This is a genomic window from Streptomyces sp. NRRL F-4489 (assembly GCF_001509485.1).
Taxonomy (GTDB): domain Bacteria; phylum Actinomycetota; class Actinomycetes; order Streptomycetales; family Streptomycetaceae; genus Streptomyces.
On record NZ_LLZI01000046.1, the window covers coordinates 1 to 26,889 of the forward strand.

General features: G+C 74.2%; 20 protein-coding genes, 1 pseudogene and 1 riboswitch. Of the genes and pseudogenes, 11 read left to right on the forward strand and 10 right to left on the reverse strand.

Translation table 11 applies throughout. The features are described from left to right. Positions 1-272: 272 nt before the first annotated feature. A complete protein-coding gene (locus tag ADL22_RS06105; RefSeq protein WP_159048585.1) occupies positions 273-1,394 on the forward strand; it encodes a hypothetical protein in 1,122 nt (373 codons plus the stop codon). Positions 1,395-1,450: 56 nt separating this feature from the next. After that, a riboswitch (ZMP/ZTP riboswitch) is annotated at positions 1,451-1,539 on the forward strand. Between the two features lie 27 nt (positions 1,540-1,566). Further along, on the forward strand, positions 1,567-2,436 hold the full coding sequence (locus ADL22_RS06110; protein ID WP_066974456.1) for a bifunctional 5,10-methylenetetrahydrofolate dehydrogenase/5,10-methenyltetrahydrofolate cyclohydrolase: 870 nt from the start codon (positions 1,567-1,569) through the stop codon (positions 2,434-2,436). A gap of 7 nt (positions 2,437-2,443) precedes the next feature. Here ADL22_RS06110 and ADL22_RS06115 read toward each other — a convergent pair whose 3' ends face one another. After that, complete coding sequence (locus ADL22_RS06115) at positions 2,444-2,905, reverse strand: hypothetical protein (protein ID WP_159048586.1); 462 nt, start codon at positions 2,903-2,905, stop codon at positions 2,444-2,446. A gap of 363 nt (positions 2,906-3,268) precedes the next feature. Here ADL22_RS06115 and ADL22_RS06120 point away from each other — a divergent pair, with 363 nt between their 5' ends. Next, positions 3,269-4,654 carry a DUF5685 family protein gene (locus ADL22_RS06120; protein WP_066974460.1) on the forward strand — a complete coding sequence of 462 codons (1,386 nt, stop codon included), beginning with the start codon at positions 3,269-3,271 and terminating at the stop codon, positions 4,652-4,654. Between the two features lie 423 nt (positions 4,655-5,077). Beyond that, positions 5,078-6,403 carry a bifunctional class I SAM-dependent methyltransferase/N-acetyltransferase gene (locus ADL22_RS06125; RefSeq protein WP_199836229.1) on the forward strand — a complete coding sequence of 442 codons (1,326 nt, stop codon included), beginning with the start codon at positions 5,078-5,080 and terminating at the stop codon, positions 6,401-6,403. Between the two features lie 123 nt (positions 6,404-6,526). Here the strand turns inward: ADL22_RS06125 and ADL22_RS06130 are convergent, their stop codons facing one another. Both ADL22_RS06130 and ADL22_RS06135 read right to left on the reverse strand, forming a co-directional pair. Then, the gene (locus ADL22_RS06130; RefSeq protein WP_066974462.1) at positions 6,527-7,750 is read right to left on the reverse strand and encodes a cytochrome P450; all 1,224 of its coding nucleotides are present in this window, start codon (positions 7,748-7,750) and stop codon (positions 6,527-6,529) included. Between the two features lie 99 nt (positions 7,751-7,849). After that, positions 7,850-8,221 carry a cupin domain-containing protein gene (locus ADL22_RS06135; RefSeq protein ID WP_079063875.1) on the reverse strand — a complete coding sequence of 124 codons (372 nt, stop codon included), beginning with the start codon at positions 8,219-8,221 and terminating at the stop codon, positions 7,850-7,852. A 71-nt stretch (positions 8,222-8,292) separates the two neighbouring features. Here ADL22_RS06135 and ADL22_RS06140 point away from each other — a divergent pair, with 71 nt between their 5' ends. Together ADL22_RS06140 and ADL22_RS06145 are read left to right on the forward strand one after the other, a co-directional pair. After that, positions 8,293-9,252 carry a helix-turn-helix domain-containing protein gene (locus ADL22_RS06140; RefSeq protein WP_066974464.1) on the forward strand — a complete coding sequence of 320 codons (960 nt, stop codon included), beginning with the start codon at positions 8,293-8,295 and terminating at the stop codon, positions 9,250-9,252. Positions 9,253-9,454: 202 nt separating this feature from the next. Continuing rightward, a complete protein-coding gene (locus ADL22_RS06145) occupies positions 9,455-10,465 on the forward strand; it encodes a hypothetical protein (protein ID WP_066974466.1) in 1,011 nt (336 codons plus the stop codon). 108 nt (positions 10,466-10,573) lie between these two features. Here ADL22_RS06145 and ADL22_RS06150 read toward each other — a convergent pair whose 3' ends face one another. Together ADL22_RS06150 and ADL22_RS06155 are read right to left on the reverse strand one after the other, a co-directional pair. Next, positions 10,574-11,614 (reverse strand): alcohol dehydrogenase catalytic domain-containing protein, encoded by a 1,041-nt coding sequence (locus ADL22_RS06150; RefSeq protein ID WP_066974468.1) that lies wholly within the window; start codon positions 11,612-11,614, stop codon positions 10,574-10,576. Between the two features lie 180 nt (positions 11,615-11,794). After that, positions 11,795-13,219, reverse strand: coding sequence for an aspartate aminotransferase family protein (locus ADL22_RS06155; RefSeq protein WP_079063876.1), 1,425 nt, complete (start codon positions 13,217-13,219; stop codon positions 11,795-11,797). 108 nt (positions 13,220-13,327) lie between these two features. Here ADL22_RS06155 and ADL22_RS06160 point away from each other — a divergent pair, with 108 nt between their 5' ends. Next, positions 13,328-14,074 (forward strand): SDR family oxidoreductase, encoded by a 747-nt coding sequence (locus ADL22_RS06160; RefSeq protein WP_066974470.1) that lies wholly within the window; start codon positions 13,328-13,330, stop codon positions 14,072-14,074. A gap of 30 nt (positions 14,075-14,104) precedes the next feature. Here ADL22_RS06160 and ADL22_RS35980 read toward each other — a convergent pair. Next, positions 14,105-15,382 (reverse strand): annotated as a pseudogene (locus ADL22_RS35980) (DUF6309 family protein); the annotation flags it as partial. 351 nt (positions 15,383-15,733) lie between these two features. Between ADL22_RS35980 and ADL22_RS06170 the strand changes: the two are divergent. Beyond that, complete coding sequence (locus ADL22_RS06170) at positions 15,734-17,182, forward strand: glutamate decarboxylase (RefSeq protein WP_066974474.1); 1,449 nt, start codon at positions 15,734-15,736, stop codon at positions 17,180-17,182. A gap of 148 nt (positions 17,183-17,330) precedes the next feature. Then, positions 17,331-18,065 carry a DUF4389 domain-containing protein gene (locus ADL22_RS06175; RefSeq protein ID WP_066974476.1) on the forward strand — a complete coding sequence of 245 codons (735 nt, stop codon included), beginning with the start codon at positions 17,331-17,333 and terminating at the stop codon, positions 18,063-18,065. Here ADL22_RS06175 and ADL22_RS06180 read toward each other — a convergent pair. The 4 genes from ADL22_RS06180 to ADL22_RS06195 all read right to left on the reverse strand — a co-directional run bounded on the left by ADL22_RS06180 (position 18,052) and on the right by ADL22_RS06195 (position 25,282). Beyond that, on the reverse strand, positions 18,052-18,813 hold the full coding sequence (locus tag ADL22_RS06180; RefSeq protein WP_066974478.1) for a GNAT family N-acetyltransferase: 762 nt from the start codon (positions 18,811-18,813) through the stop codon (positions 18,052-18,054). The two genes, ADL22_RS06175 and ADL22_RS06180, sit on opposite strands and share 14 nt — an antisense overlap. Before the next feature lie 244 nt (positions 18,814-19,057). Next, a complete protein-coding gene (eccCb, locus tag ADL22_RS06185) occupies positions 19,058-23,437 on the reverse strand; it encodes a type VII secretion protein EccCb (RefSeq protein WP_066974480.1) in 4,380 nt (1,459 codons plus the stop codon). Positions 23,438-23,494: 57 nt separating this feature from the next. Further along, on the reverse strand, positions 23,495-23,947 hold the full coding sequence (locus tag ADL22_RS06190; protein WP_066974482.1) for a hypothetical protein: 453 nt from the start codon (positions 23,945-23,947) through the stop codon (positions 23,495-23,497). 135 nt (positions 23,948-24,082) lie between these two features. After that, positions 24,083-25,282, reverse strand: coding sequence for an FAD-dependent oxidoreductase (locus tag ADL22_RS06195; protein ID WP_079063877.1), 1,200 nt, complete (start codon positions 25,280-25,282; stop codon positions 24,083-24,085). A gap of 198 nt (positions 25,283-25,480) precedes the next feature. Between ADL22_RS06195 and ADL22_RS06200 the strand changes: the two genes are divergently transcribed. Further along, on the forward strand, positions 25,481-26,092 hold the full coding sequence (locus ADL22_RS06200) for a TetR/AcrR family transcriptional regulator (protein WP_066974484.1): 612 nt from the start codon (positions 25,481-25,483) through the stop codon (positions 26,090-26,092). Positions 26,093-26,363: 271 nt separating this feature from the next. Then, complete coding sequence (locus tag ADL22_RS06205; protein ID WP_066974486.1) at positions 26,364-26,819, forward strand: hypothetical protein; 456 nt, start codon at positions 26,364-26,366, stop codon at positions 26,817-26,819. Positions 26,820-26,889 lie beyond the last annotated feature (70 nt).

The following is a 26,889-nucleotide window of genomic DNA, read 5'->3' on the forward strand; positions in this document are numbered from 1 at the left end:
GCCCGGGGGTGGGGGGAGTGGACTGCTCAGCCGGGGGGCGGGGGGCGAAAGCGGTCCGGCCGTGGCCGGCGACCGTGACGGATGAGGGAGCACTCATGGTCGTAGAAACGATTCGCCCCGGCGATTGGTCACTGCGCGCACCCCCGGCCGGCCCCGCGCGCTTCCTCTCATACCATCCCAAAGCACTGGGTGAGAGCCGGGCAATATCACCTCTTACAGTGATCTCTCCGTGAGAACCGGACCAACCTCGGCCAAAAAGCGTTGTCGCAAACATGGAACCGAGGGAGTTGTGGGAGCGCCACGCGGTACTCGCCCAGGCGTTTTGCATCAGCGATGACGAGGTCCGCCGGACGCAAGGACTCCTCGACGAGGCCGAGGCCCGCCGTTCGCGGACCCTGGCCGCCTTCGCGGTGACCGTGGGCAGCGACGAGGTGGTCGCCGACCTGCTCGGCCTGGACGCCCGCGAGGTCCGCCTGGCGCGCCGTACGGTCGGCAAGGACGACGCCCGCGCGGTGGCCAAGAACCTGCTCGAGGAATCCGCCCGGGAACGCCGCGCCGCGCTGCGCTCCCACCCTCCGGAGCAGCCCGAGCCGCCCCGCCCGGCCCCGGCCGGCGGCGGTACGGGTACGGGCACCGGGACCGCCGGCGCACCGGGCAGATCCTGGCCCGCCGCCGGTACGACCCCAGCGCCCCCGGCCCAGCCGCAGGCCCAGGCTCCTGGCCAGTACCAGCCCCAGCCGCAGCATCAGGCGCAAGCCCAGCATCAGCCGCAGTCCCAGCCCCAGGCCCCTGATCCCGCGCCCCGCGTCCCTCCCCGCCCGGCTCCCCAGCCTCCCGCCCCGTCCGCGCCCGCCACCGAACCGGCCTGGTCGCCGGCGCTCGACGCGGTCCTGGTGCACAGCCACCACACCGGCGCCGACCTCACCGCGCTCGCCGCCGAACTCGGCCTCGACGTCACCATCCTGGCCGCCCGCGCCCACCAGCTCTCCGCCGAGGCCCGCACCACCCGCGCCGCGCCCTCGGACCGCATCGGCCGTCACCGGCGGATGACCGACGTCCCGCCCGCCGCCGACCACGGCTCCTTCCCGCCCACCGACGCCCCGCCGCACCAGGCCCCGTACGAACCGCACGCCACCTGGGCCTCACCCGCCCACCCCACCCCCTGGGCCCCGCAGGACTCCTACGCCGCCTGGGCGCCACAGGACGCACACTCCGCCTGGGCGCCGCAGGACCAGCACGCCGCCTGGCCGACGCCACCGTCCCCGATGCCCTCCGCCCCCACCTGGGACCCCAGCGCGGTCACCGTCGCCCAGCACGACTGGGACGGCATCCTCAGCCAGTGGGAGGCCGCGACCGCCGCCCCGCACCCCTCGCCCGGCCAGCAGTCCCCCTGACCCCAGGGCGGCCCCTCCCACCCGGCTACGGGGCCGCCCGGCCATCGCCTACAGTGGTGCCGAGCCGTGACTGGCGCTTGGGTGGAGTACCACCGGGGAGCGGCTCGGCCGAGACCGGCCGCTGCCGTGCGCCTGGGCGATTCCGTACGACGTACGACGCTCAGGAGGCGCCATGTCGCAGACCACGTCCCCCACCGCCCGCCTGATGGACGGCAGTGCGCTCGCCGGCCGGATGGTCGAGGAGGCCGCCGCGCGCGCCGCGGACCTCACCGCCCGCACCGGCCAGGCCCCCTGCCTCGCCACCGTCCTCGTGGGCGACGACCCCGCCTCGGTGACCTACGTCCGGATGAAGCGCAACCGCTGCGCCAAGGCCGGCATTCTGTCCCGGCACGTCGCGCTGCCGGCCGCGACCACCACCGCGGGACTGGTCGGCGCGCTCCGCGAACTGTCCGAGGACCCCGGTGTGCACGGCATCCTGCTCCAGCACCCGGCCGGACCGCATATCGACGAGCGCGCCGCCTTCGAGGCCATCGCCCCGGAGAAGGACGTCGACGGCGTCACCGCGCACTCCTTCGCCGCGATGAGCCTCGGCATGGACGGCTTCGTGTCCTGCACGCCCGGCGGCATCATGCGCCTGCTGGACCACTACGGCGTCGAACTGGCCGGCAAGCACGCGGTGGTCGTCGGGCGCAGCGCGATCCTCGGCAAGCCGGCCGGCATGCTGCTGCTCGGCCGCGACGCCACCGTCACCTACTGCCACTCCCGCACCGCCGATCTGACCGCCCGCACCAGGGAGGCCGATGTGCTGATCGCGGCCGTGGGCCGGGCCCGCTTCCTGCGCGGCGACCAGATCAAGCCCGGCGCGGTCGTGATCGACGCCGGCTACAACCCCGGCAACGTCGGCGATGTCGACTTCGATTCGGCCGCCGGGGTCGCCGGCCTGATCACCCCCGTCCCCGGCGGCGTCGGCCCGATGACCATCGCCACCCTCCTCACCCAGACCGTGGACGCCGCGGCCCGGCAACTGGGCGCCGAGAGCTGACGAGCCGTCAGCGCACCCGGACGGTGGTCCGCCATGACAGGACCGCCTGGGAGCAGACGTGGCCGGGGGCGGCGCGGCAGGTGCGGTGCGCGGTGAGCGCGGAGGTGCCCCGGCCGACCGCCGTGAAGCGCGCGGCGGCGCCCCCGGTCGGCGTCCGCCCGGCCGCCGTCCGCCGCAGCACCGCGGGCGCGTTGGACACCGGGAGGCTCCAGGTGAACGTCGTACCGCGCCCGCGCGCGCCGGTGAGCCGCACCTCGACCACCTCGCCGCGGCGCACGGACAGCGCCCGGCCGTTGTCCCGCTCGGTGAGCACCACCCGGTGGGGCGCAGGGGCCGAACGCTGACCGTGGGGGGCCGGGGCCGGGGCCGGGGCCGGGGCCGGGGACGCGGCGGCTGGTCCGGTGGCCAGGACCGCGGCCGTGCCGAGCGCCGCACCCGCGGCACACACCACTGACAGATACCTCGTCATCGCCATGACTCTCCAAATGTGAGCGGATATACGGGAGTTGGGGCCGGTCGCGGGCGGCGTCCGGGCGTCGGTCCGGACGGCGCGTGCGCGACGGCGCGGTCATGCTGTCAGTAAGGGATGAACGGGTGGTATCAGCAGAAAGGGTGAAACCGGCCGGTGTGCCGTCCCCTGGGGCGCGCGGTGGCCGTCTTCCGGGGCGCGGGGTGCCCGTCTCCTACGGCGCGGAGTGCCGGTCCCGCGGGCCCGACATGAGCCGGATGTTCCCCGGCGCCGCGATCGTGTGCGCAGGTCACGGAGGCGGTGGGTAGCATGCGCTGCGGCCGCGCTGTCGGTCATGTCCATGCCATACGGGGGAAGTTCTACGTGTTCGGAATCGTCAGGCCCTGCGCCCACCGCCTCTCGCCGGATCTCAAGGCGGAGTGGGTGGCGCACCTCTGCGGCCTCTGTCTCGCCCTGCGCGCCGATCACGGCCAGTTGGCCCGGATCGTCACCAATTACGACGGGCTGATCGTGTCCGTGCTGACGGATGCCCAGTCCCGGCGGTCGGACCTGCGGCGCCGCACCGCCGGGCCCTGCCCGTTGCGCGGGATGCGCACTGCCTCGGTTGCCCGGGGCGCGGGCGCCCGGCTCGCCGCGTCGGTCTCGCTCGTGCTCGCCTCGGCCAAGATCCGCGACCATGTCGCCGACGGGAACGGCGTGCTGCGCCGCCGCCCCATGGCCGCCGCGGCCCGCCGGGTCGCCGCGGGCTGGGACCGGGCCGGTGCCCGCACCGGCGCCAGGCTCGGTTTCGACACCGCCGTACTGGTCGACGCGGTCGACCGCCAGGTGGGCATCGAGCGGCTGGCCCGGCCCGGCACGCCCCTGACGGTGATCACCGAACCGACCGAGACGGCCACCGCCGCGGCCTTCGCGCACACCGCCGTGCTGGCCGGGCGGCCGGGGAACGCCGAGCCGCTGGCCGAGGCCGGCCGGCTCTTCGGCCGGCTGGCGCATCTGCTCGACGCGGTGGAGGACCGCGCCGCGGACGCCGCCGAGGGCGCCTGGAACCCGCTCACCGCCACCGGCGCCGGTCTGGCCGAGGCGCGCCGGCTGTGCGACGACGCCGTGCGCGGGATCCGACTGGCCCTGGGCGATGTGGAGTTCACCGACGCAGCGCTGGTCCACGCGCTGCTGGTGCACGAACTGCGCCGCTCGGTGGACCGGACCTTCGGCACCACCTCCTGCTCCCACGTGGGCGAGGGCACGTCGGGGTCGTACGACGGGCAGGGCGGCGCCGCGTACCCCGGTAGTCCGTACTCCAGCAACCCGTACGGCGGCGGGCCCCAGGGGGCGTCGGCGGGCGGGCCGTACGCGGCCGGCCGGCAGCATCTCAACGCTCCGCAGGCCCCGTACGGCGGCGGCCCGATTCAGCCGGGCGGGCCGGGCGGGCCGGGCGGCCACGGGGGAGGCCACGGCCATCCGCCGCACGGTCCGAAGAGGCCGCAGGCGCCGCGGGGTTTCTGGGCGGGGTGTGCGCTCGCCATCGGGCTGTGCTGCACCTGCAAGGTCTGCTGCGCGTCGGAGTTCGAGGGACCGTGGTCGGGCAAGAAGCGCGAGGGGTGCTGCCACGCCTGCGACGGCTGCGGCGGCGACACCGGCTGCAGCAGCAGCGATTGCGAATGCTGTGGCAGCTGCTGCAATGGGTGCAACTGCTGTGGCGACGGTGGGTGTTGTGATGGCTGCTGCTGTTGTGATGGTTGCGACTGCTGAATGCTGCCTGCTGACTGATCGCTGCCTGCTGAGCGGGGGAGGGCATGTGCGGCGCACGGCACTTCGGGCGGAAACCGTTGGTGGGGTGTGTGGCGGGACTGTTAGCGTCAGGGCCGCCGGGCGCTAGCGCGCCCGCGGGCCTGGAATGAAGGGGAGATGAGTTGATGACTGTCATGGAGCACACCGCCGTGTGCGGTGCCACGGGTCGTCCTCAATTCCTGGGCCCCCTGCTGACCTGAGCCTTCGCCCGCCGGTGCCGGCCGACCGTGCGCTACGCCGGTTGGGCGGTTCTGCTCAGGTGCGCCCTGGGGCCCCTTCCTCCCAAGGGTTTCTCCGTTGTCCCAGCCTTTGTCGCCCCGATCTTCGCCGCCCCGATCTTCGCCGCCCCGATCTTCGTCATCCCAGCCTCTTGCCGATCCGGTCATCGACGCCTTCTTCGCCCTGCACCGCGGGCTGCCCCGGCAGAGTGCCGGGTCGGATGCCTCCACCCGGCACCTGCTGCGGCTCGCCGGGCCGCTGCCGCCGCGCCCGCGCGTCCTGGACCTGGGCTGCGGACCGGGCCGGTCCGCGCTGGTGCTGGCCGCCGATACCGGTGGGCAGGTCACCGGCATCGACCTGCACCAGCCCTTTCTGGACGAGCTGTTCGCCGCTGCCGAGCGGCGCGGTCTGCGCGACCGGATCACCGCGCTGAACTGCTCCATGGGCCACCCACCCTTCCCCGACGGCGCCTTCGACGTGCTCTGGGCCGAGGGCTCGGCCTACGCCATCGGGTTCGACACCGCCCTGCGGAACTGGCGCCGGCTGCTGGCGCCCGGCGGCGTCCTGGTCGTCACCGAGGCCGAATGGACCGGTCCCGACCCGTCGCCGCAGGCCCGCGCCTACTGGGCCGAGGTGTACCCCCTGCGCACCGCCGACCGGAACATCGCGGCCGCGGAAGCCGCCGGCTACCAGGTGGCGGCCCACTGGCCGCTGCCGGAGAGCGACTGGTGGGACGAGTACTACACCCCGCTCGCCCAGCGGCTGGCCACCGCCGACCGGACCGGGCCGGGCATGGACCAGGCCCTCGCCGCCCTCGACCGGGAACTCACTCTCCGCCGGGAACACGGCACGGACTACCGCTACGCGGGGTATGTGCTGCGCCCCCGCACCGGGTCCGCCCCAGTGCCCGTCCACGCGCCCGCCTCCGCCCTGGAGGACGGGATGACCATGGCCGCCGAGGCCGACGCTGCCACCGCCCGGACCGCTCGTCCCGAGACGCCCGAGGACGCCGCCGCGATCCGCGCGGTCAACCTGGCCGCCTTCCCGACCGCCGGTGAAGCCGACCTGGTCGATGCCCTGCGCGCCGACCCCGATGCCTGGATCGACGGGCTCTCGCTGGTCGCCGAGGCGCCGGACGGCACCGTCGCCGGGCACGCCCTGCTCACCCGCTGCCGCATCGGCGGCCGGCCCGCCCTGGCCCTGGCGCCGTGCGCGGTGCTGCCGGACCACCAGCGGCAGGGCGCCGGGACGGCCGCCGTCCGGGCCGCGCTCGCCGCCGCCCGGGAGCGGGGCGAGAGCCTGGTGGTGGTCCTCGGCCACCCCGGCTACTACCCGCGGTTCGGCTTCGCCCCGGCTTCCCGCTTCGGCATCCGGGCACCGTTCGACGTCCCCGACGAGGCCCTGATGGCTCTCAGCCTGGACGCCTCCCGTCCCGTGCCGTCCGGGGCGATTCGCTACCCGGCGGCGTTCGGCGAGGTGAGCGGGGGATGAGCGGAGGGTGAATGCGGCCGGGGGCCCGCCGGGCGGCGGCCTGGTGGGGCCCCGGCGCGCCCGTTAGGCCGCTGGCGGGGTACGCCGGGGTGCCCCGCCGGCGCCGCGACCGGTCCGGGCGCGTCAGGCGGCGTCCCAGGTGACGGGCAGACGCCGTACGCCGTGCAGGGTCAGGTCCGTTCGCAGGGGCACCTCCTCGGCGGGTATGGCCAGCCGCAGGGTCGGGAAGCGGGTGAGCAGCGCCGGGAAGGCGACCCGCATCTCGACCCGGGCCAGCTGCTGGCCCAGGCACTGGTGGATGCCGTGGCCGAAGGACAGATGGCCGGTCGCCTTGCGGCGCAGGTCCAGGCGGTCGGGATCGGGGAAGCGCAGCGGATCGCGGTTGGCGGCCTGCACCGAGACGGTGACCGACTCGCCGGCCCGGACCAGCTGCCCCGCCACCTCGACGTCCTCCAGCGCCGTGCGTATCCCGGTGTGCGTGATGCTGAGATACCGCATCAGCTCCTCCACCGCCTGGTCGGCCAGGCCCGGGTCGGCGCGCAGGGCGTCGGCCTGCTCCGGGTGGGTCAGCAGGGCGAAGGTGCCGAGCCCGATCATGTTCGCGGTGGTGTCCAGTCCCGCGCCCAGCAGGAAGCTGCCCAGACCGGCCACTTCCTCCTCCGTGAGGTCGCTGCCGGCCAGGTCGCTCAGGAGATCGTCGGTGGGCCGCGCCCGCTTGGCGGCGACCAGTTCCCGTACGAACTCCTGGAGCGCGGCCATGGCGGCGTACTGGTCCTCGACCGTCCCGCCGGTGCTGCTCGCGGCCAGGGCGTGGTGCTGGAAGCGGTCGCGGTCGGCATAGGGCACACCGAGCAGTTCGCAGATCATCAGCGCGGGGACGGGGTGCGCGTACGCCGCCACGAGGTCCACGGACGGGCCCTGGCGCTCCATGGCGTCGAGGTGATCGGCGGTGATCTGCTCGACGCGGGAGGTCAGTTCGCGCATCCGGCGGACCGTGAACTTGCCCATGAGCAGCCGGCGGTAGCGGGTGTGGTCGGGCGGGTCGATGCCGGTGAGGTCGCCGACCGGGGCCGGCGGGATCGTGGCGCCTTCCATGCCCGGGAAGGGGAAGTGCATCAGCTCGTAGCGCGAACTGAAGCGGGTGTCGGCGGTGATGGCGCGGGCCGCGGAGTAGCCGGTGGCCAGCCAGCCGAGGTGCCCGTCGGGATAGCGCATCCGGCGGAGCGGCTGCTGCTCGCGCAGGGCCGCCAGCTCGGCGGGCGGGTCGAACGGGCGCCCCGCGGGGCGCGCGGTCGGCAGCCCGTCGAGCGGCGTGGACGGTACGGGTGTGGTGGCGAGATCGTTCATGACGCCATTGTGGCACATGAATGGCGCCATGGCGAGAGTTATGGCGCCGAATTTGGCGCCATGCGGTGCCGCGTGGCGCCATGGTGGCGTCCTGGGGTGTCAGCCCTCCGGGTAGAAGACGAACAAGGTGCAGCCCGTCGTCGTCTGCGGGACGTGCCAGGAGCCGGCGGGGGCGTGGAGGAAGGTGCCGGCCGGATAGTCCCGTCCGCCGTCGTTGAAGACGCCGGAGACCACGAAGACCTCCTCCGGGCCGGGCTCGTGGACATCGATGCCCTCCCAGTGGCTGCCCGGGTCCATCTCCAGGACGTGCGCCGAGGCGCCGTTCTGCCCGGTCCACAGCGAGCGGACGCGGATGCCGGGGAAGACCTCGCGGACCGGCGCGTCCGCCACCTCGGACCAGGCGTAACCGACCTGATCGTGCGGCTTGTTGGAGTCGGTGGAAGTGCGCGGTATCTGCTGGTGCGTCGTCATGGGGACAGCGTTGCGGAGTGCCTGGGTGCCGGCCGAGTGTCAGGAAAGACATCCTGCGGTACTTTTCTGTCATGAATGCCGTCCACCGTGTCGTCGCCCTCGTCCGTCCGCCGCAGTCGACCTTCGAACTGGGCTGTGCGGCCGAGGTGTTCGGGATCGAGCGCGGGGGCGTCCCGGTCCGCTACGCCTTCGGGGTGTGCGCGGAACGGCCCGGCCCGGTGGCCACGCTCGCCGGGTACGACATGCACGTGACGGAGGGACTGGCCGCCCTCGAGCGGGCGGACACCGTCGTCATTCCCGGATGGCTGCCCCCGGAGGCCCCGCCCTCACCGGCCGTCATCGAGGCCCTGCGGCGGGCGCACGGGCGCGGCGCGCGGCTGGTCAGCATCTGCTCGGGCGCGTTCGCGCTGGCGCACACCGGCCTGCTGGACGGGCGGCGGGCCACCACCCACTGGGCGCGCGCCGGCCAACTGGCCGAGCGGTTCCCGGCCGTCCAGGTGGACCCGGACGTGCTGTACGTGGACCACGGCGACGTGGCGACCAGCGCCGGAGCCGGGGCCGGGATCGACCTGTGCCTCCACCTGGTCCGCGTTGACCACGGGGCCGGCTACGCCGCGCGGGTCGCCCGCAGCATGGTGATGCCGCCGCACCGCGAGGGCGGGCAGCTCCAGTTCACCGCCCCGCCGCACCCGGTCCAGATGGACGGCTCGCTGGCGCCCCTCCTGGAGTGGATGACGACCCGGCTCGCCGAACCGTTCACGGTCGACGAACTGGCCGCCCGCGAAGGGATGTCGGCCCGTACGCTGGCCCGCCGGTTCGCCGACCAGTTGGGGGAGAGCCCCGGCCAGTGGCTGCTGGCCCAGCGCATCGCCGCCGCCCGCGAACTGCTGGAGACCACCGATCTGCCCCTGGAGGCCATCGCCCGCCGCGTCGGCCTCTCCTCGGCGACCAACCTCCGCCGCCGGTTCCTGCGCGCCCTGGGGACGACACCGGGCGCCTACCGGCGGGCGTTCCGGACCACCACGGGGTGACCGTCCCGGGGCGTGCCGCGGCTGTGGTGTGATGGGCGGTGGGCGTGTGCAACACGGGTGGGCGTGCGCAATGCCGGTGGGTGTGCGCAACGCCCGTGCGTCGGGCGCCGGACACCCGGCGCGAACGGCCCGGCGGGCGGCCGTCCGCGCGCCGGACAGCGCGCCCCGTGCCCCTGGAAACGATGGGAGGTTCAGGTTCCGGATGAGTGTGCGCTACTCCGCGGAGCGGGCCGAGGTCCGCTGCGACCAGTGCCCGGGCCGCCCGGTCCTGCCCACCCACCGGGAGGAGACCGACCCCCGCCGCTGTGTGCGCTGCCAGGGCGAACACCGCTGGCTGCCGCAGCCGCACCCCGAGGACCACCTGTGCCGGGTCTGTCGCCGCGAGTGCCCCGGCTGCCAGGCGCTCACCCCGGACGGCGGCCCCTGCCGGGCCTGCCGGGGCCTGTGCCGGACCTGCTCGGCGCCGCTGCCGCATCGCGGCCCGGAGGCGGACGAGGTGGTGCGGATCGCTCCGGAACGCCGCAAGGACCACCGCCACCGGTGGGCCCGCACCTACTTCCCGCGCACCTGGGACCGCGACCGGTGCGACGCCTGCCAGGAGGGGCCGGCGGCCTCCGACCCGGTGCGCGCGGTGCTGTCCGCGCTGCCGGCCAAGGTCGTCCGGGCCTGCGGCGGCGCCGTCCCGCCCGCCGTCGTCGAGACCGCCCGGAGCGAGCTGCGGCACCGGACGGCCCGCCAGCTGGTCGCCCGGATCGAACGCCGCTGGTGGGGCGGCTGGGCCGCGCGGCCCCTCAGCCGCCCGGAATCCGCCGACCGGGAGGGCTACCGCCCCGACGACGTAGCGCTGTGGCTGCTGGCCCCCACCCCCTGCGCCGGGGGCTGCGAGGACGGCTGGCGCCTGACCGGCCGGACCGGCACGGAGGACGTGCCCTGCCCGGTGTGCCGGGGCGGCCGGCGGCCGGCCGAGCGGCCCGGCGCGGACGACGACGAGGAGCGCGAGCCCGCCGCGGCCGCCGACCGGACCACCGCCGAGGCCGTGGCGTACCGGCCGCCAATGCGCGAATGCCCCGGTAAGGACGGCACCTGCGGCGTGCCCGTCGCCGACCCCTACCCCCGGTGCCCGGCCTGCCTGGACTGGCCCTGGTGCGACTGCCGCCGGCGCCGCTACGACCCGGATCGCGCCACGTCCTGCCCGGCCTGCGCGGCGCGGTGACGCGGCGAGGGGCGGGAGGCCGGACAGGCGGTGCGGCCGCGCCACGCCGCTCCCGTAAGGAAGCCACGACGCACCGCACGGCCCCCTAGGCCACGAGCCGCCGCCCGTTCACCCCGCGCGCCCCGCCTCCGTGTGCGCGAGGACCATCCGGAAGCGCGCGGTGCCGGCGAGCATCTTGCCGTACGCCTCGTTGGCCTGCTCCAGCGGCATGGTCTCGACCATCGGGCGGATGCCCTGGAGGACGCTGAACGCCATGGTGTCCTCGACGTCCCGGGCGGTGCCCGACGGGTGGCCGCGTACGACCAGGCCGGGCATCAGCAGCTGCGCCGGGGTGATCGTCAGCGGCTCGGCGTCGGCGCCGATGACGACCAGCTCGCCGCGGTGCGCGAGCCCGTCGACGGTGGCCGAGATGGCGGCGGAGTTGGCCGCCGTGGCCAGCACCACCCGGGCGCCGCCCAGGGACCGCAGCGCCTCCGCGACGGGTGTGCCGGCCGTGCTGTCGATGTAGTGGTGCGCGCCCAGTTCCTCGGCCAGCTCCGCCTTGTCGGCGCCGCGCGCGATCGCCACCGTCTCGAAGCCCATCGCCGCGGCGAACCGCACGCCCAGGTGCCCCAGGCCGCCCAGGCCCAGCACCGCCACCAGATCGCCCGGCCGGGCCGGGCTGCGCCGCAGCCCGTTGTACGTGGTCACGCCCGCGCAGGCCATCGGGGCCGCCTCCGCCGCGGACAGCCCGGTGGGGATCCGCGCCAGCGCGTCGGCCGGTGCGATCACCTCCGCGCCGAAGCCGCCGTCGTACGACCAGCCGGGCACCTTCAGCTCCTCGCAGACCACGAAATCGCCCTGCCGGCAGGCCGCGCAGTGGTGGCAGCTCCCGCCGAACCAGCCGACCGCCACCCGGTCGCCGACCTGCCAGTGGCCGCCCGTGCCGTCCCCGGTCTCCGCCACGCGCCCGGCGATCTCATGGCCGGTGACCAGCGGGAACTGGACGTCCGGCAGGGCGCCGTTGACGAACATGGCGTCGCTGTGGCAGATCCCGCAGGCGTCCACGGCGATCCGCACCTCGTGCGGGCCCGGCCGCCGCGTGGTCCGCTCGGTGATCTCGAAGGGCGCCCCGGCGGCGCCGACCTGCGCGACTCGGTAGCTGCTCATCTGGAACTCTCCCCTGTGCCGGCTCTGCTCGTGCCTGCCGGTGCAACGGCCTCCTCTCCCCAGCACAGCAGCTCCGGGCCGATCACGCGCGGCGAGGTGGACAGCGGGGCGTGCGGGGCGCGCACGGGGCGCGTACCGGGCCCGCGCGCCGCCCGGGGGCGCGTACGGTCCGGCCGCCGCTCAGCGCAGGGCGGGGAACGCCTCGGCGATCGCGGCGCAGGTCTCTTCGATGTCGTCGTCCGTCAGGACGGCCGGGACGAACCAGCAGGCCAGGCCGTACGCGTTGATGTGCACACCGCGGCGGAGGAGTTCGTGGCGGAGGGTGTCGTAGCGGTGGCCGTCCAGCGCGAAGAGGTCGCGGTACTGGCGGGTGGGGGAGCCGTCCGGGCTGAAGACGATCTGGAACATCGCGCCGACGCCCTGGACGGCGCACGGCACCCCGTTGTCGTGCGCCGCCCGGCGCAGCGCGGTCATGATCCGCCGCCCGGCCTCCTCGATCCGCGCGGTGACCTGCGGGTCCGCGAGCCGGTCGAGGGTGACCAGGGCGGCCGTCGCGCACAGCGGGGAGCCGTTGTAGGTGCCGCCGTGCTTGGTGTGGTTGCTGCCGACCAGCTCCATGATGTCCCGGCGCCCGGCGAACGCCGCCAGGGGCAGACCGCCGCCCAGCGCCTTGGAGTAGACCGCCAGATCGGGGACGACACCGAACAGGGCCTGGGCGCCGCCGGGGCCGGTGCGGAAGCCGGTGCACACCTCGTCGAAGATCAGCACGACGCCCCGGCGGTCGCACTCCTCGCGCAGGGCCGCCAGGAAACCGGGCGCTGGCATGGTGCAGGCGTTGTTGGCGACGATCGGTTCGCAGATCACCGCGGCCAGGTCGGCGCGGTGGGCGTCGAGGGCGGCGCGCAGGGCCGGCAGGTCGTTCCAGGGGCAGACGACGACATCGTCGACCACACCGGGCGGGATGCCGTGCGAGTGCGGCAGCCGGGCCGGCGCGTCGTACGGGCCGACCTCGGCCGCCGACGGCTTGCTGGAGACCGCGAGGGTGTCGGCCCAGCCGTGGTAGTGGCCCTCGAACTTGAGGATCTTGCTGCGGCCGGTGAAGCCGCGGGCGGCCCGGACGGCGCCCTGGACGGCCTCGGAACCGGAGTTCGCGTACCGGACGAGATCGGCGCAGGGCACCAACGCGCAGATTTTTTCGGCCAGTTCGACCTCGGGCACATTGCAGGTGCCGAACATGGTGCCGGTCGCCAGTACGCCCGTCAGCGCGTCGGTGAGCAGGGGATGGGCGTGGCCGAGGATCGCGCTGCCGTAGGAGAGGAGGAAATCGAGGTAGTGGTTTCCGTCGAGGTCCCAGATACGGGGTCCGGAGCCGCGGGTTATGTAGAGGGGGTGCTGCTCCCGGCCGGTGGTGGTGATACGGGACGAGGAACTGGTGCCGCCGGCGAGGGACTTCTTGGCGCGGTCGAACAGGGCGCGGCTGCGGTGCGTCGCGTGCAGCCCGGGGGCGTTTTCCGGGATGGGCGGGAGAGTTGGAACGGTGTCGGTGCGGGGCGGTCCGGTGCGGATGACGGTGGTGCCTGCGCGGGCCTTTTCGGCGTTTTCCATCGGGCTCCCCTTTTTCCGGTGGTGCGGGAATGCGCTGTTGACAGTGGCGGGCGGCGGACCGCAGACTCCCCGTCCATGCGTTCCCCGTCGAGCGGAGGAGAAGCGGGCATGGCCGAGAAGATTTCCGTGATTACCGGAGCCGGCAGCGGAATCGGGCGGGCGTGCGCGCTCGGGCTGATAGCGGACGGCTGGACGGTGGTGCTGGCGGGCCGCCGGTCCGCGCCGCTGGCGGAAACCGCTCGGCTCGCCGGAGCGAATTCCGACCGGGCGGTGCCGATCACCGCCGATGTCACCGATCCCGATTCCGTCACCCGCCTTTTCGCGGCCGTCCGGGAACGCTTCGGCCGGCTCGATCTGCTCTTCAACAACGCCGCCGACACCATGCCCTACATTCCCACCGAGGAGGTGGCGGTGGCGGACTGGCACCGGGTGATGGATTCCATCGCCACCGGCTCGTTCCTGTGCGCGCAGGCGGCGTTCCGCCTCATGAAGGAGCAGTCCCCGCGCGGCGGCCGGATCATCAACAACGGGGCGCCGTCAGCGCAGGTCCCGCGGCCGGATTCGATCGCCTTCACCGCCGCCAAGCACGCCGTCGCCGGGCTGACCCGCTCGCTCTCGCTCGACGGCCGCCGGTACGACATCGCCTGCGGCCAGATCGACGTCGGAAACGTCACCCCGGTCGGCCGGGAGCAGCCCGCCGTCCGGCAGGCCGACGGGAGCACGCGGGTCGAGCCGACCATGGACGTCCGCCATGTCGTGGACATGGTCGTCACGATGGCCAACCTGCCGGTCGGGGTGAACGTCCAGTCGGTGCTGGTCTTGCCGAGCGCCATGCCGTACGTCGGCCGCGGCTAGACCGGCCACGTAGGCGGGGATGCTCTCGCCCTCGGGGAGCTGGGCCCAGGCCGCCCAGGCGAGCATGCGGTGCAGGCCGTCGAGGTGGGTGAGGCCGTCCTTCACCCGCAGGCCGTCGTAGTCCTCGCCGGTGACGGCCCGGGCGCTGAGGAAGAGCGGGGTGGGCGGCGCGGCGCGGTGGTGCAGCAGCTTGGCCCAGCAGACCGGGTTGGTGCGCGCGTAGTCGTCCTGCCGCTGCCGGCCGCGGAGCAGGGCGGCGGCGTCGGCGACGGTCAGCCCGGTGCGCGGGACGAGTTCTCGGCCGCCGCCCTCGCCCAGGTGCCAGGGCAGCATCACCCCGAGGACGTCCCGCCGGCTCAGCAGGACCCGGGTCCACCGGCCCAGCAGGCGCTCGGCGTTGCGGACGTGCCCCTCGGCCTCGTCGTTGGTGTTGCCGTCGTGCGCCCGGTCCGGCGGGTGGTCGGTGCGGAACTGCCGCAGAACGGCGTCGAAGCTGACGGTTTCCAGAATTCTCATCCACTCGGGTCGGCCGGGGTATGCGGTGAAGTGATGTTCCGCGAAAAGTTCCGGCCACTGGCCGTGCGCCAGGCTCAGTTCCCTCGCCCGGCGCAGCATGGACCGCCAGTACGGTTTCACCGGGCGCCAGCGGATTCCGCCCTGGCAATAGGAACTGTCGACCATGTACCGCGGAAGAATACCGGGCTCAGGCGAGGGGCGGCGGGCGTGGAAGACGGCGGAATGGATCAGCACCGTCGAGCCGGGCGGCAGGCGGTCGATGACCACTTCGCCGGGGAGCGGGGCGGTGCCGAGATGTTCTCGGGCGGTTTTCCCGGCGATCTCCCGGTGGGATCCGGGGAGGACGGCGAGACTTCCGACGGACGGGTCCAGCCCGCCGAGGTAATGCAGGGCGTGCACCATCGTATGGGTGCGCGGGCCCGGCCGGTCCTCCTCGTAATCGTGGTGCCAGGCTTTTCCGGCGGAGTCCGGCGGGCGGCGGTCGCTGTGCAGATGGTGGAAGGCGAAGACCGGGCCGAGCAGCCGCGCCAGAATGTCCAGCAGCGGCCGATATCCGAGGAGTTCGCCGTGGGCGGGCATTTCCAGCTCCATGAGCGGTGGCGGTGCGCCCGTTCCGGTGGAATCGCGGCAGGCCGCTATCGAGCGCTCCTTGAGTCCGCTGTCCACCCAGTGGTCGGTCTCCGCGGCGAGCCGCTTCACCAGCGTATCGGGGAGGAATCCGGGGAGGACGAGATAGCCCCGCTCGGCGAATTGCCGGATCCCGGAGGCGTCCAACGCCCGTAACCCGGACATTTCGCACGTGGTGCCCTCGCACTCGCTTCTCACCGGAGACCCCTCCCGTAGAAAGCTTCCGTTGCGCGGAAATTCTTTCCCATTCACCGGATTGCGCGTCACCGAGATTTTCCACACCGGTCAGGCCGCGAAACGACCGTCTTTACGGAATGGCCAATTCCGTGCCGGCTGGCCGGAATTGACCGCCGCGGGCGGTGGTGAGCCGCGGGCCGTGGCGCCGTGGCGCAACCCCACCACCCCCGCACAGTCACAGCCGTTACCCTGGCCGCCGCGCGTGAACCGGCCAGGCCGGGCGGGAGAGCCGGCCGGGCCGCTCGCCGCACGGACCGGTACGCACCGAAAAGGACACTCATGCCTCTGAAGCGCCCGCACCAGCACCGCGACAGCCGCCCGCACCTCAACGTGAACCCGGTCTTCAGCCGCCAGCCCGTCCACGTCCCCCGCTACGAGCTGCCGGCCGGCGGTATGGACCCGGACACCGCCTACCAGATCGTCCACGACGAACTGATGCTGGACGGCAACGCCCGGCTCAACCTCGCCACCTTCGTCAGCACCTGGGCCGAACCGCAGGCCCAGCGGCTGATGGCCGAGTGCGCCGAGAAGAACATGATCGACAAGGACGAGTACCCGCAGACCGCCGAGATCGAGGCGCGCTGCGTGCATATGCTCGCCGACCTCTGGCACGCCCCCGACCCCCATACCGCGGTGGGCTGTTCGACCACCGGATCGAGCGAGGCGGCGATGCTGGCCGGCCTCGCCCTCAAGCGGCGCTGGCAGCACCGCCGGCGCGCCGAGGGCAAGCCCGCCGACCGCCCCAACATGGTCATGGGCATCAACGTCCAGATCTGCTGGGAGAAGTTCGCCAACTACTTCGAGGTCGAACCGCGCTACGTCCCCATGGAGGGCGACCGCTTCACCCTCTCCCCGGAGGAGGCCGTCGCACTCTGCGACGAGAACACCATCGGCGTGGTCGCCGTCCTCGGCTCCACCTTCGACGGCGCCTACGAGCCGGTCGCCGAGATCTCCGCGGCCCTCGACGCCCTCCAGGAGCGCACCGGCATCGACATACCGCTCCACGTGGACGGCGCGTCCGGCGCGATGATCGCCCCCTTCCTCGACCCCGAGCTGGAGTGGGACTTCCGGCTGCCGCGGGTCGCCTCCATCAACACCTCCGGCCACAAGTACGGCCTGGTCATGCCCGGTGTCGGCTGGGCGCTGTGGCGGGACGCCGAGGCCCTCCCGGAGGACCTGGTCTTCCACGTCAACTACCTCGGCGGCGATATGCCGACCTTCGCCCTGAACTTCTCCCGGCCCGGCGCCCAGGTCATCGCCCAGTACTACAACTTCCTGCGGCTGGGCTTCGACGGCTACCGGGCCGTCCAGCGGACCAGCCGGGACGTCGCCACCCGGATCGCCGCCGAGATCGCCGCGATGGGCCCGTTCACCCTCCTCACCGACGGCAGCCAGCTCCCGGTCTTCGCCTTCCGGGTCCGCGAGGACATCACCAACTTCACCGTCTTCGACGTCTCCGCCGCGCTGCGCGAACGCGGCTGGCAGGTGCCCGCCTACACCTTCCCCGCCAACCGCACCGACCTCGCCGCGCTCCGCGTGGTCATCCGCAACGGCTTCGGCCACGACCTCGGCGACCTCTTCCTCGACGACCTCCGCCGCGTCCTGCCGCGCCTGGAGGCCCAGCAGCGCCCGCACCGCGACTCCGCCGACGCCGGAGCCTTCGCCCACGGCGCCGAGACCAAGCAGTCCGGCCGCCCGGCCATCCCGGAGCAGCCGGCCCGCGGCTGACCTGGGAAGGCGGTGCCCGGCCCGTAGGCCGGTGCCGGACGGTCCCGCCCAGGGGCGCCCGGCACCGGCTACGCTGCAAGGAGGGGCCCGCCCCGTGTGAGCCCCCCGCATCCCCCGGGTGCCCCCCGGGCGGAGGGAGCTGACGGCCATGGCGACGCTCGCCGAGGAGTACCAGCCGGTCCGGGTCGAGGCGGAGCTGGACGAACCGCTGTCCCGCTGGCTGTGGGCGATCAAGTGGCTGCTGCTCGTCCCGCACCACGTCCTGCTCTCCGCGCTGACGATCGGCTTCCTGATCGCCACCGCGCTGGCGTTCCCGGTGGTCCTGTGCACCGGCCGCTATCCGCGGCCGCTGTTCTTCCTCACCACCGGCGCGCTCCGCTGGGCCTGGCGGGTGGCCTTCTACTCGTACGGGGCGCTGGCCACCGACCGCTATCCGCCGTTCAGCCTCGGCGCCGTGCCCGACTACCCCGCCCGGCTGTTCATCGACCGCCCGGAGCGGCTGCCGCGCGGGCTGCTGCTGCCGGTGTCACGGCTCCGCGCGCTGCCGCAGCTCGCGCTGCTGCTGGTGTTCGTGCTGGCGTTCCGGCTCGTGTGGTGGCTCGGCGGGCTCTCGGCGTTCCTCGCGCTGCTCATCGTGGTGGTGCTGGCCTTCACCTCGCCCGCCGCCGCGCTGCTGCGGACCGGCCGCTACCCCCGGCGGCAGTTCGGCCCCCTCGTCGCCTTCAACCGCTGGCTGCTCCAGGTCGTCGCGTACACGTTCTTCCTCACGGACGCCTGCCCGCCGCCGCACCCGCAGGGCGGCGGCCGCCTGGCCGGCCGCCTGCACCACCGGCCGCACCGGCACCGCGCCCCGGCCGCCGCCGGACCGGTCAGCGCCCACTGATCCGCGCGGACACGCACGGGTCCTCGTTGCGGTAGCCGAGCCGGGTGTAGAGCCGCTCGGCCGGGGCGTTGTCGGCGAGCTGCCACAGGGTGCAGAAGCCGTGCCGGCGCACCGCGTAACGGGTCAGCCAGGACGTCAGCGCCGCCCCCAGGCCCTGGCCGCGCAGCGCCGCGTCGGTCGCCACCGACGCCATCAGCGGCGCCCCGCTGTCCCGCAGGGTGCTCAGCGCGCCGCAGGCCACCAGGTGCCCGTCCGCGCCGCGGATGCCCGCCCACAGGCGTACGTCCGCGGAGCCGGGCCCGGTCGAATGCGCCGGGCTGTGCTCGGTGAGGAAGTCCAGCAGCTCGCCGTGGTGCGCGGCGCCCAGTGCCACCACCCGGTCCTCGGCGGGGTGGGCCGGCGGCTCGGCGAGCGTCCAGCGGAACACCCAGGACACCGGGTCGGTCACCACCAGATGGCGGCCGAGCAGCGCCTCGGTGCCGCGCGGACCGGTGAACTCCCTTACGGTGTCCGGGAGTTGATGGGCGGCGCGGAGGACGAGACCGGCCGCCGCGGCCGGCTCGCCGACGCTCCAGACATGGCCGCGCGGCGCGTCCAGCCAGGCCACCGCGCCGTCGCCGGACCAGCTGATCCGGTCGGCCGGGCGCCGCCGCGCGGCTCCGAAACGCAGCAGCGCCGAGCCGGCCTGCCGCTCCAGGCCCTGGGTGAACAGGTCCGCGGTCCGGGGAAGAAGAGTGGTCGCCTGCATCGCTCTCTGGGAAGGGATCGCTCGCTGGGGAGGGGAGGACGGACGGGCAGGTGGACGGCCCGGTTCCGCGCGCGCGAGCGCGGCGGAACCGTCGTCCAGGAGATGGGGGTTGTCGGGGGATCCGGTGGCCACCGCCGCACCCGGCGGCGGGCCCGACCGGCCCGGCTGTCCACTGTCGCACACCGCCCCCGGACCGGCGCAAATCGACCTCCGGCGGCCGCCCGTCCGCCCGTAGTCCCGGCCGTTATTCGCTCGGCAACCAGGCCGTTTGCACCAGCCGTACGTCCCGTCGGCGGGGGATGAACCGCGCCCGGCCCGGCGGCAGCCGCACCGGCCGGTGCGGACCGGCCAGCGGCCCCTCCGCGGGATCGCCGGAGAACAGCAGCGCCTGCGCGCCCAGCTCCATCGTGCGCAGCAGCACCGGCTCGAACCCCGCCCGCCCGGCGCCGGACGAACTGCGCGCCAGGACCATCCGCAGCCCCAGATCCCGGGCGAACGGCAGATACTCCAGCAGCGGCTGGAGCGGATTGCCGGTGCTGGTTGCCACCAGGTCGTAGTCGTCGACGAGCACGAACACGTCCGGCTGGTCGTACCAGCTGCGGGCGCGCAGCTGCTCCGTCGTGACGTCCGGCCCCGGCATCCGCCGGCCCAGCGCCTCGGCGAGCGCGCGGACGGTCTCCGCCAGCGCCGGCCCGTTGGAGCAGTACGCCAACAGATGCCCCTCCGGGACGGCGCCCAGCAGCGCCCGGCGGTAGTCGCCGACCACCACGAGCGCCTCGTCCACGCCGTGCCGCTCGGTGACCTGCCGGGCCAGCAGCCGCAGCAGCGACGACTTGCCGGACTCCGACTCGCCGTACACCACCAGCAGCGGGTCGGCCTCGAAGTTGATCGCGACCGGGGCGAGCGCCGCCTCGTCGATCGCGAACGGGATCACGCACCGCCGCCCGCCGCCCGGCGCCCGCTCCGGCTCCGGCAGCTCGCCGGCCGGGAACACCGCCGGCAGCATCCGCACCGGCGGCGCCCCCGGACCCGTCCAGTGCTCACGCACCGACCCGACCAGTTCACCCAGCGCCAGGCCGAGGTTGTCGCTCTCGGCGGTGTCGTCGACGCGCGGCAGCGCGGTCAGGAAGTGCGTCCGCTCCGCCGACAGGCCGCGGCCCGGGCGGCCGGCCGGGACGTTGCGCGCCTGCCGCCGGTCGATCTCCGACTCGAACGGATCGCCCAGCCGCAGCTCGACCCTGTTGAGCAGCAGATCGCGCAGCGCCGGGCGGATCTCGCCGTAGCGGTTGGCGGTGACGATCACATGGACGCCGAAGGCCAGCCCGCGCCCGGCGATGTCCGACAGGGCGGCGTCCAGCTCGTCGAAGTCCGAGCGGAACGAGGCGAGCCCGTCGATCACCAGGAACACATCGCCCCACGGCTCCCCGGCGAACTCCCCGGCGGCCCGGCGCCGCCGGTAGGTGGCGATCGAATCGACGCCGTGGGCGCGGAAGAACTCCTCGCGGTGGTCCAGCACCGCGCCGACCTCCGCGATCGTCCGGCGCACCCGGTCGGGGTCCAGCCGGGAGGCGACCCCGCCGACATGCGGCAGCCCCGCCAGGTCGGCGAGCCCGCCGCCGCCGAAGTCCACCGCGTAGAACTGCGCCTCGCGCGGGGTGTGGGTGAGCGCGAACGCGGCGATCAGCGTGCGCAGCGCGGTCGACTTGCCGCTCTGCGGACCGCCCACGATCAGCCCGTGCCCGGCCGCACCGGCGAAATCCAGCACCATCAGCTCCCGGCGCTGCTCGTACGGCTTGTCGAGCAGCGCGACCGGCACCGCCAGCCGGCCCTCCCCGGGGTACGCGTCCGCGTGCAGACCGCGCTCGGCGGAGGCGGTGAGCGGCGGCAGCAGCTGGTCCAGTGTCGGCGGCTCGTCCAGCGGCGGCAGCCACACCTGGTGCGCCGGCGGCCCCTGGCCCGCCATCCTGCGGACGAGGACGTCCAGCACGGTGTCGGCCAGCGGATCGGCGGCGTCCCCGGCCGTCCGGCGCGCCCCCGGCGGGCGGTGCGCCGCCGACACGTAGGCGCTCTTGAAGCGCAGCAGGGCGTCGCCGTCGTACCGGAGCAGGGCCACACCGGGCGTGCTCGGCAGGTGGTACGCGTCCGGCACGCCCAGGACGGCGCGCGACTCGCTCGACGAGAACGTCCGCAGTCCGATGCGGTACGAGAGGAAGGTGTCCAGGCCGCGCAGCTTGCCCTCCTCCAGGCGCTGCGAGGCGAGCAGCAGATGGACGCCCAGCGAGCGGCCGATCCGGCCGATCTGCACGAACATCTCAATGAAGTCCGGCTCGGATGTGAGGAGTTCACCGAACTCGTCGACGATGACGACGAGGGAGGGCAGCGGTGCCAGCGGCACTCCGGTGGCCCGGGCCCGCTCGTAGTCGTGGACGTTCGCGTAGTTGCCGGCGTCCCGCAGGACTTCCTGGCGGCGCTGGAGCTCGCCGGTGAGCGCCTCCCGCATCCGGCCGATCAGCGTGCTGTCGTCGGCGAGATTGGTGATGACCGCCGCGACGTGCGGCAGCTCCGCCATACCGGCGAACGTCGCGCCGCCCTTGAAGTCCGCGAGGACGAAGTTGAGGTGCTCCGAGGAGTGGGTGACCGCCAGCGCCAGGACCAGGGTGCGCAGCAGCTCGGACTTGCCGGAGCCGGTCGCGCCCACGCACAGGCCGTGCGGGCCCATCCCGCCCAGGGCGGCCTCCCGCAGATCCAGGAACGCCGGCTGCCCGTCCGGGGTGACCCCGATCGGCACCCGCAGCCGCTCCTCGGGCGCCCGCCGGCCCCAGAGCCGCGAGGGCTCGAACGTACTGGCGTCACCGAGCCCCAGCAGGTCGGCGAAGGACCGCCCCTCCTGGGGGACGGCGGCGGGCGCGGCTGGTTCATCCGTGGCGTGCGGCGCCCAGCCGCCGCGCACCCGGGCGCCCAGCTCGGCCGCGGCGGACGCCAGATCGTGCACCGCGGCCACGCCGTCGGTCCGCGGCAGCGCGATATGGACGTACCGCTTCTCGGCCCGGTCGCTGCACAGCGCCACCCCGGGCGTGGCCGGGGTCAGCTGGGCGGCCAGCTCCGGGTGGATCAGCGATTCGTCGGGGGAGCTGAGGGCCAGCTCGAAGCGGGTCAGCATGACGTCCAGCAGCGGCCGGGGGAGGGCCGCCCAGCGGGACGTGCTGACCATCAGGTGGACGCCGTGCCGCAGGCCGGTGGCGGCGACGCCGTGCAGCGCCATCGCGAGGTCCTGGAAGTTCTCGGCGAACTCCGGCCAGCCGTCGACGAGCAGGAAGAGGTCGGCCACCGGCTGGTCGGCGAGCTGCCCGCGGGCCCGCGCGCCGCGGTACGCCTCGATGGAGTCGATCGCCGGGAGCCGCTGGAAGTCGTTCTCGCGGCGGGTGTTGAGCGCCACGGCCTGCGCGACCATCCGGTGCACCCCGTCCGGGTCCTGGCGCCGGGCGAAGCCGCGGACGTGCGGCAGATGCGTGAGCCGGTGCAGTCCGCCGCCGCCGAAGTCGATGCAGTGGAACTCGACCTCGTGCGGGGTGTGGGTCAGCGCGAGGGAGGTCACCAGGGTCTGCAGCAGCAGGGTTTTGCCGCTGCGCGGGCCGCCGGCCACCGCGACGTGCCCGGCGCCGCCGGACAGGTCGACGTAGTGGGTCTGCACCCGGCGGCCCTCGGTGCGGTGCGAGCGGCCGACCGGCGCGATCAGCCGCCCGTTCTCCCGCCCGTCCCCGGCGGCCAGACCGCGGTCGGGGGTCACCGCCAGCGGCGGCAGCAGCTGATCCACCGTGGCCGGCGCGGCCGTGCCGCCGGTCTCGGTGAGGCCGTGGAACGGGCGGTGCGCGTGCGGGGACGCCTTGGACAGCCGCAGCCGGGTGCCGCCCTGGATGTCGCTGCCGAAGAACGTGGGCTTCTGCTCGTGCGTACGGGCCACGGCGTCGGCCACGTACTGGTACAGCTCCTGGGCGGTGACCCAGCCGTCCTCGTCGAGATCGGCGCGGCCGGTGCTCAGCCCCTCGATCACGGCGCGGGTGAAGACCGAACTCCATTCGGCCGGGCCGCCGCCCGGTATCTCGTCCTCCAGCGCCTCCTGGACGGAGTCGGCGGCGGTGATCACATAGCTGCCGCGGTGGTCCACGAACTGCCGGGGGATGTCGTCCGCCGCCGCGCCGCCGCCCTTGGACTTGCCGAACGCGCCGGAGAAGCAGCAGTCCAGCAGCGCGATCTTCTGCCGGGCCCGGCTGTACTCCATCGACTCCTTGATGAACTCCGCCGAGACCGACGTGGACCGCACCGTCTCCCGTACCGTCCGCACGGTCGCGAAGTGCAGCCGCCCCCGGCCGTCCTTCAGCCCGTGGCAGGAGAGGTAGACCAGCGCGAGATCCACCCCGCTGTCCTGGAAGAGCCGCTCGACGGCCGCCTCGATGACCTCCTTGGACTCGTCGACCATCACCTGGACGGAGTCGAACTGGCCGACGTCCGGGTCCTCCAGGAGCGCGGCCAGCTTGCGGGCGTCCTGGACCGGTGAACGGAGCTGGGGCAGGGAGTCGTCGAGATAGCGCTCGGTGGCGATCAGCAGCGCACGGCGGTCACCCACGGGGGCCTCCCGCCGTCCGCGGCGCACCGCCGGGCCGGGCGCGGCCGGGCCGGCGCATCAGGAGTCTCCCGCGGGGCCCTCCAGCGCGGCGGGGCGCGCCGCTCCCGGGCGGCCCGCGCCGCCCGCCGACGGGTCCGCCTCGGCGGCCACCGCCTGTATCCAGGCGTCCACCGCCGCGTCCGTCGTCCGCTTCGACGCCCCCTGGATCTCCAGCCGGTGCCCGCCGCTCACCAGGACGGCCTTGCGGGCGCCGCTGCGCCGGATCACGTCCTGCACGATGCGGGTCACCGACCGCAGGACGGCGACCGAGAAGCCGCCGCCGAGCACCAGCGTGCTGACCGACTCCACCAGCCCGCTCTTGCCGCCGGCCGCGCCCGCCTGCCGCGCCCGGGCGACCTCCGGCAGCTCCAGCTCCCGCAACTCGTCCGCCAGCTGACGGGTCGTCGCGTCCAATTGCTCGTCACCGGCGTCGTCGTGCACGACGACGGTGACGTCCCCCGTGATCGTCATGGCCCACCTTCTTCGCGTTCTCGCAGGATACTAAAGCCATTCCGGCCCTGGGCGGGCTGTGGAAATGTCTCAACACCGCTGCGGAACGGGTGCAGTTGGGCGGTCGGCGGCGGTGTCGGCCGGCACCGGTTGGCGTCAGACGGCGCGCATACCGGGGATCTCCGGGTACGGCTGCTCGGCGCCGGGGGACTCCGGGAGCAGATGGGCCAGGCCCTCGGCGCACTCGGCGGCGGTCTCGACCGAACGCGGCAGCATCACCTTCTCGTAGGCGCGCACCGCGTCCGCGACGGACTCCTCGCGGACCAGCGCCTGGGCGAGTTCGGCGCCGTCCAGCATGGCGAGGTTGGCGCCGACACCGAGCGGCGGCATCAGGTGGGCGGCGTCGCCGAGCAGGGTGCGGCCGGGGGCGTGCTCCCAGGTGTGCGGTACGGGCAGCGCGTACAGCGGGCGGGGGATGAACTCGGCGTCGCCGCACCGCAGCAGTGCGAGCAGGCTCTCGTCCCAGCCCGCGTAGCGCGCCAGGAGATGGGCGCGGACGGCTTCCGGGTCGGTCAGGTCGAGGCCGGCGTGCCAGTCCTCGGGGGCCCGGAAGGCGCTGTAGACCCGGATCTGGCCGTTGCTGTTGCGCTGGGCGAACAGCCCCTGGCCGCCGTCCTTGGCCATCAGGGTGCCGGGGCCCACGAGGGCGGCGAGCTCGGGGTGGCGGCGGTCGCAGTCGCTGACGTACGACTCGATGAAGGCGACGCCGGTGTAGTCGGGCCGGGCGCCGGAGACCGCGGCCCGGACCCGCGACCAGGCCCCGTCGGCCCCGATGACCAGGTCGTAGTCCTCGGTGGTCCCGTCGGCGAGGGTCACCCGGCAGGTGCCGTCGCCGAGCGGGGTGACGGCCTCCACGCCGGCGTTCCAGCGCACGGTGCCCTCGGCGAGGGAGTCCAGCAGCAGGCCGCGGAGCTGGCCGCGGTCGATCTCCGGCCGGGCCGGCTCGCCCTCCTCGGGCACCAGGTGGCGCAGCATCGCGCCGGTGCGGTCCATCAGCCGGTACTCCTGGCCCTCGGGCCGGGCCAGGGCGCTGAACTGCTCGAACAGGCCGCAGGCGTGCAGCGCGTCCTGCCCGCTGCCGGGGTGGAGGTCGAGGCTGCCGCCCTGTGTACGGGCGGTGGGCGAGGACTCGCGCTCCAGGACGGTGACGGGCTGCCCGTGCAGCTGGAGCACGCGGGCGCAGACCAGGCCGCCGAGGCCGCCGCCGGCGATCGCTATCCGGGGCGGACGGCCGTCCCGGGAGGCGGTCAGGGGCGCGGACCGGTGGGCGGGCGGGTGTGCGGACGTGTTGGACATGAGGGAACCCCCCGGTTCGGAGAAAGGGACGTCGAAAACGTGGAAAGGCCGGGCGGTACGGGCGGCGCCGGATCGGCGCGGCCCCGGTGCGGCGGCCCATGGCAAGAAGAGCACAGGGAGCACCAAAAGTGCAACCGCTAAACTTTCGTAGCGGTGCAACATGCTGATCGGTTAAACCGTGCGGCTAGGATGGCTCCCATGACCGAGACGATGGGGCGCCGAGAGCGCAAGAAGGCCCGCACCCGCCAGGCGCTGGCGGACGCGGCCCTGCGGCTCTTCCTGGAGCGCGGCTACGACAGCGTCGGCGTGCGGGAGGTCGCGGAGGCGGCGGATGTGTCGGTGACCACGCTGTTCAAGCACTTCCCCAGCAAGGAGTCGCTGGTCTTCGACCTCGACGAGGATCTGGAGGCGGGCATGGTCGCCGCGGTCCGCGACCGGGCGCCCGGCCGCTCCGCCCTGGACGCCCTGTGCGAGCACCTGATGTGCACCCGACTGGACCTGCACAGCGACGAACCGGACGTCAAGGACTTCTACGCGATGGTCGAGACGACCCCGGCGCTGCGCGACTACCAGGACCGCATGTGGCTGCGCCACGAGACCGCGCTGGCCGCCGCGCTCGCCGAGGCCGCCGGGGCGGCCGAGGGCGATCTGCGGTGCGCCGCGCTGGCCCGCTTCGCCCTCCAGGCGCCGCAGTTGGTCCGCGGTACCGACGACCCCGACGGCGCCATGCGCGAGATCTTCGATCTGCTGGAACGGGGCTGGGGGAACGGCGGCGGGGAGGCGGACGCGGCGCGGGATCGGCGGGACTGAGCGGGGCGGTGGTCGGCGGATGGCGGGCGGCGCCGGGCCGGGCGTGGGCCCGACCGGGCGGTGGTCGGCGCCGGGGCGGGGGTGACCCTGAGACGCGGTGGCGCGGCCCGTACGGGTCGGCCCCGATCCATCCCTGAGACGGAGCGCCGCGGGAGTCGTCCGCGAGGGTGATGAACGCGCCGTACGGCGGGCGGATGCTGAAAGCGACCGTGCGGGGCAGGGCGCGAGGCCCCTCCGCCGCCAACTCGCCCACGACCGAAGGATGATGACGATGAACGCCCGGAGCGCGCGCCCCACCGCGGTTCCCGCCGAAGCGCTGCGCCACCCGCGCAGCGTGGCCGCCCTGCGCAGCGTCAAGCTGCTCGTCGGCGGCTACCTCGCCCTCAGTGTGCTCACCCTCGCGGTGATCTGTCTGCTGCGCGGTGACGCCGCGGCCGTGAACGACGCGGTGTGGGTGCGCGCCGGCATCGTCGTCCTCAGCGCCCTGCTGACCTTCGCTTTCGCGGTCCGTACGGCCAGGGGCTCGCGAGGCGCCTACCGCCGGCTGCGGATCGTCTCGGCGGTCATGACGGCCGCCATCGCCGTGATCATCGCGCTCCCCGGACCGTTCCCGCTCTGGCTGAAGATAGAACAGGGCGTCTGCGGGCTCGCACTGCTGGGCGTACTGGCCATCGCCAACGGCAGCCGTCTGCGCGGGATATTCGCCGCGCAGCGGACGGAAGGGTGACGGCAGGGTGACGACAGGACCGCGAATCGGTCCGCCCGTCACCTGCCACGCCTCCTGCCGTCAGGCCCGC

Coding starts and splice junctions, on each gene's coding strand:
- ADL22_RS06130 (WP_066974462.1), bottom strand. CDS start 7,750: ATGAACGATCTCGCCACCACACCCGTACCGTCCACGCCGCTCGACGGG.
- ADL22_RS06140 (WP_066974464.1), top strand. CDS start 8,293: ATGAATGCCGTCCACCGTGTCGTCGCCCTCGTCCGTCCGCCGCAGTCG.
- ADL22_RS06135 (WP_079063875.1), bottom strand. CDS start 8,221: ATGACGACGCACCAGCAGATACCGCGCACTTCCACCGACTCCAACAAG.
- ADL22_RS06155 (WP_079063876.1), bottom strand. CDS start 13,219: ATGGAAAACGCCGAAAAGGCCCGCGCAGGCACCACCGTCATCCGCACC.
- ADL22_RS06175 (WP_066974476.1), top strand. CDS start 17,331: ATGGCGACGCTCGCCGAGGAGTACCAGCCGGTCCGGGTCGAGGCGGAG.
- ADL22_RS06110 (WP_066974456.1), top strand. CDS start 1,567: ATGTCGCAGACCACGTCCCCCACCGCCCGCCTGATGGACGGCAGTGCG.
- ADL22_RS06170 (WP_066974474.1), top strand. CDS start 15,734: ATGCCTCTGAAGCGCCCGCACCAGCACCGCGACAGCCGCCCGCACCTC.
- ADL22_RS06180 (WP_066974478.1), bottom strand. CDS start 18,813: ATGCAGGCGACCACTCTTCTTCCCCGGACCGCGGACCTGTTCACCCAG.
- ADL22_RS06200 (WP_066974484.1), top strand. CDS start 25,481: ATGACCGAGACGATGGGGCGCCGAGAGCGCAAGAAGGCCCGCACCCGC.
- ADL22_RS06190 (WP_066974482.1), bottom strand. CDS start 23,947: ATGACGATCACGGGGGACGTCACCGTCGTCGTGCACGACGACGCCGGT.
- ADL22_RS06115 (WP_159048586.1), bottom strand. CDS start 2,905: ATGACGAGGTATCTGTCAGTGGTGTGTGCCGCGGGTGCGGCGCTCGGC.
- ADL22_RS06195 (WP_079063877.1), bottom strand. CDS start 25,282: ATGTCCAACACGTCCGCACACCCGCCCGCCCACCGGTCCGCGCCCCTG.
- ADL22_RS06105 (WP_159048585.1), top strand. CDS start 273: ATGGAACCGAGGGAGTTGTGGGAGCGCCACGCGGTACTCGCCCAGGCG.
- ADL22_RS06145 (WP_066974466.1), top strand. CDS start 9,455: ATGAGTGTGCGCTACTCCGCGGAGCGGGCCGAGGTCCGCTGCGACCAG.
- ADL22_RS06205 (WP_066974486.1), top strand. CDS start 26,364: ATGAACGCCCGGAGCGCGCGCCCCACCGCGGTTCCCGCCGAAGCGCTG.
- ADL22_RS06150 (WP_066974468.1), bottom strand. CDS start 11,614: ATGAGCAGCTACCGAGTCGCGCAGGTCGGCGCCGCCGGGGCGCCCTTC.
- ADL22_RS06160 (WP_066974470.1), top strand. CDS start 13,328: ATGGCCGAGAAGATTTCCGTGATTACCGGAGCCGGCAGCGGAATCGGG.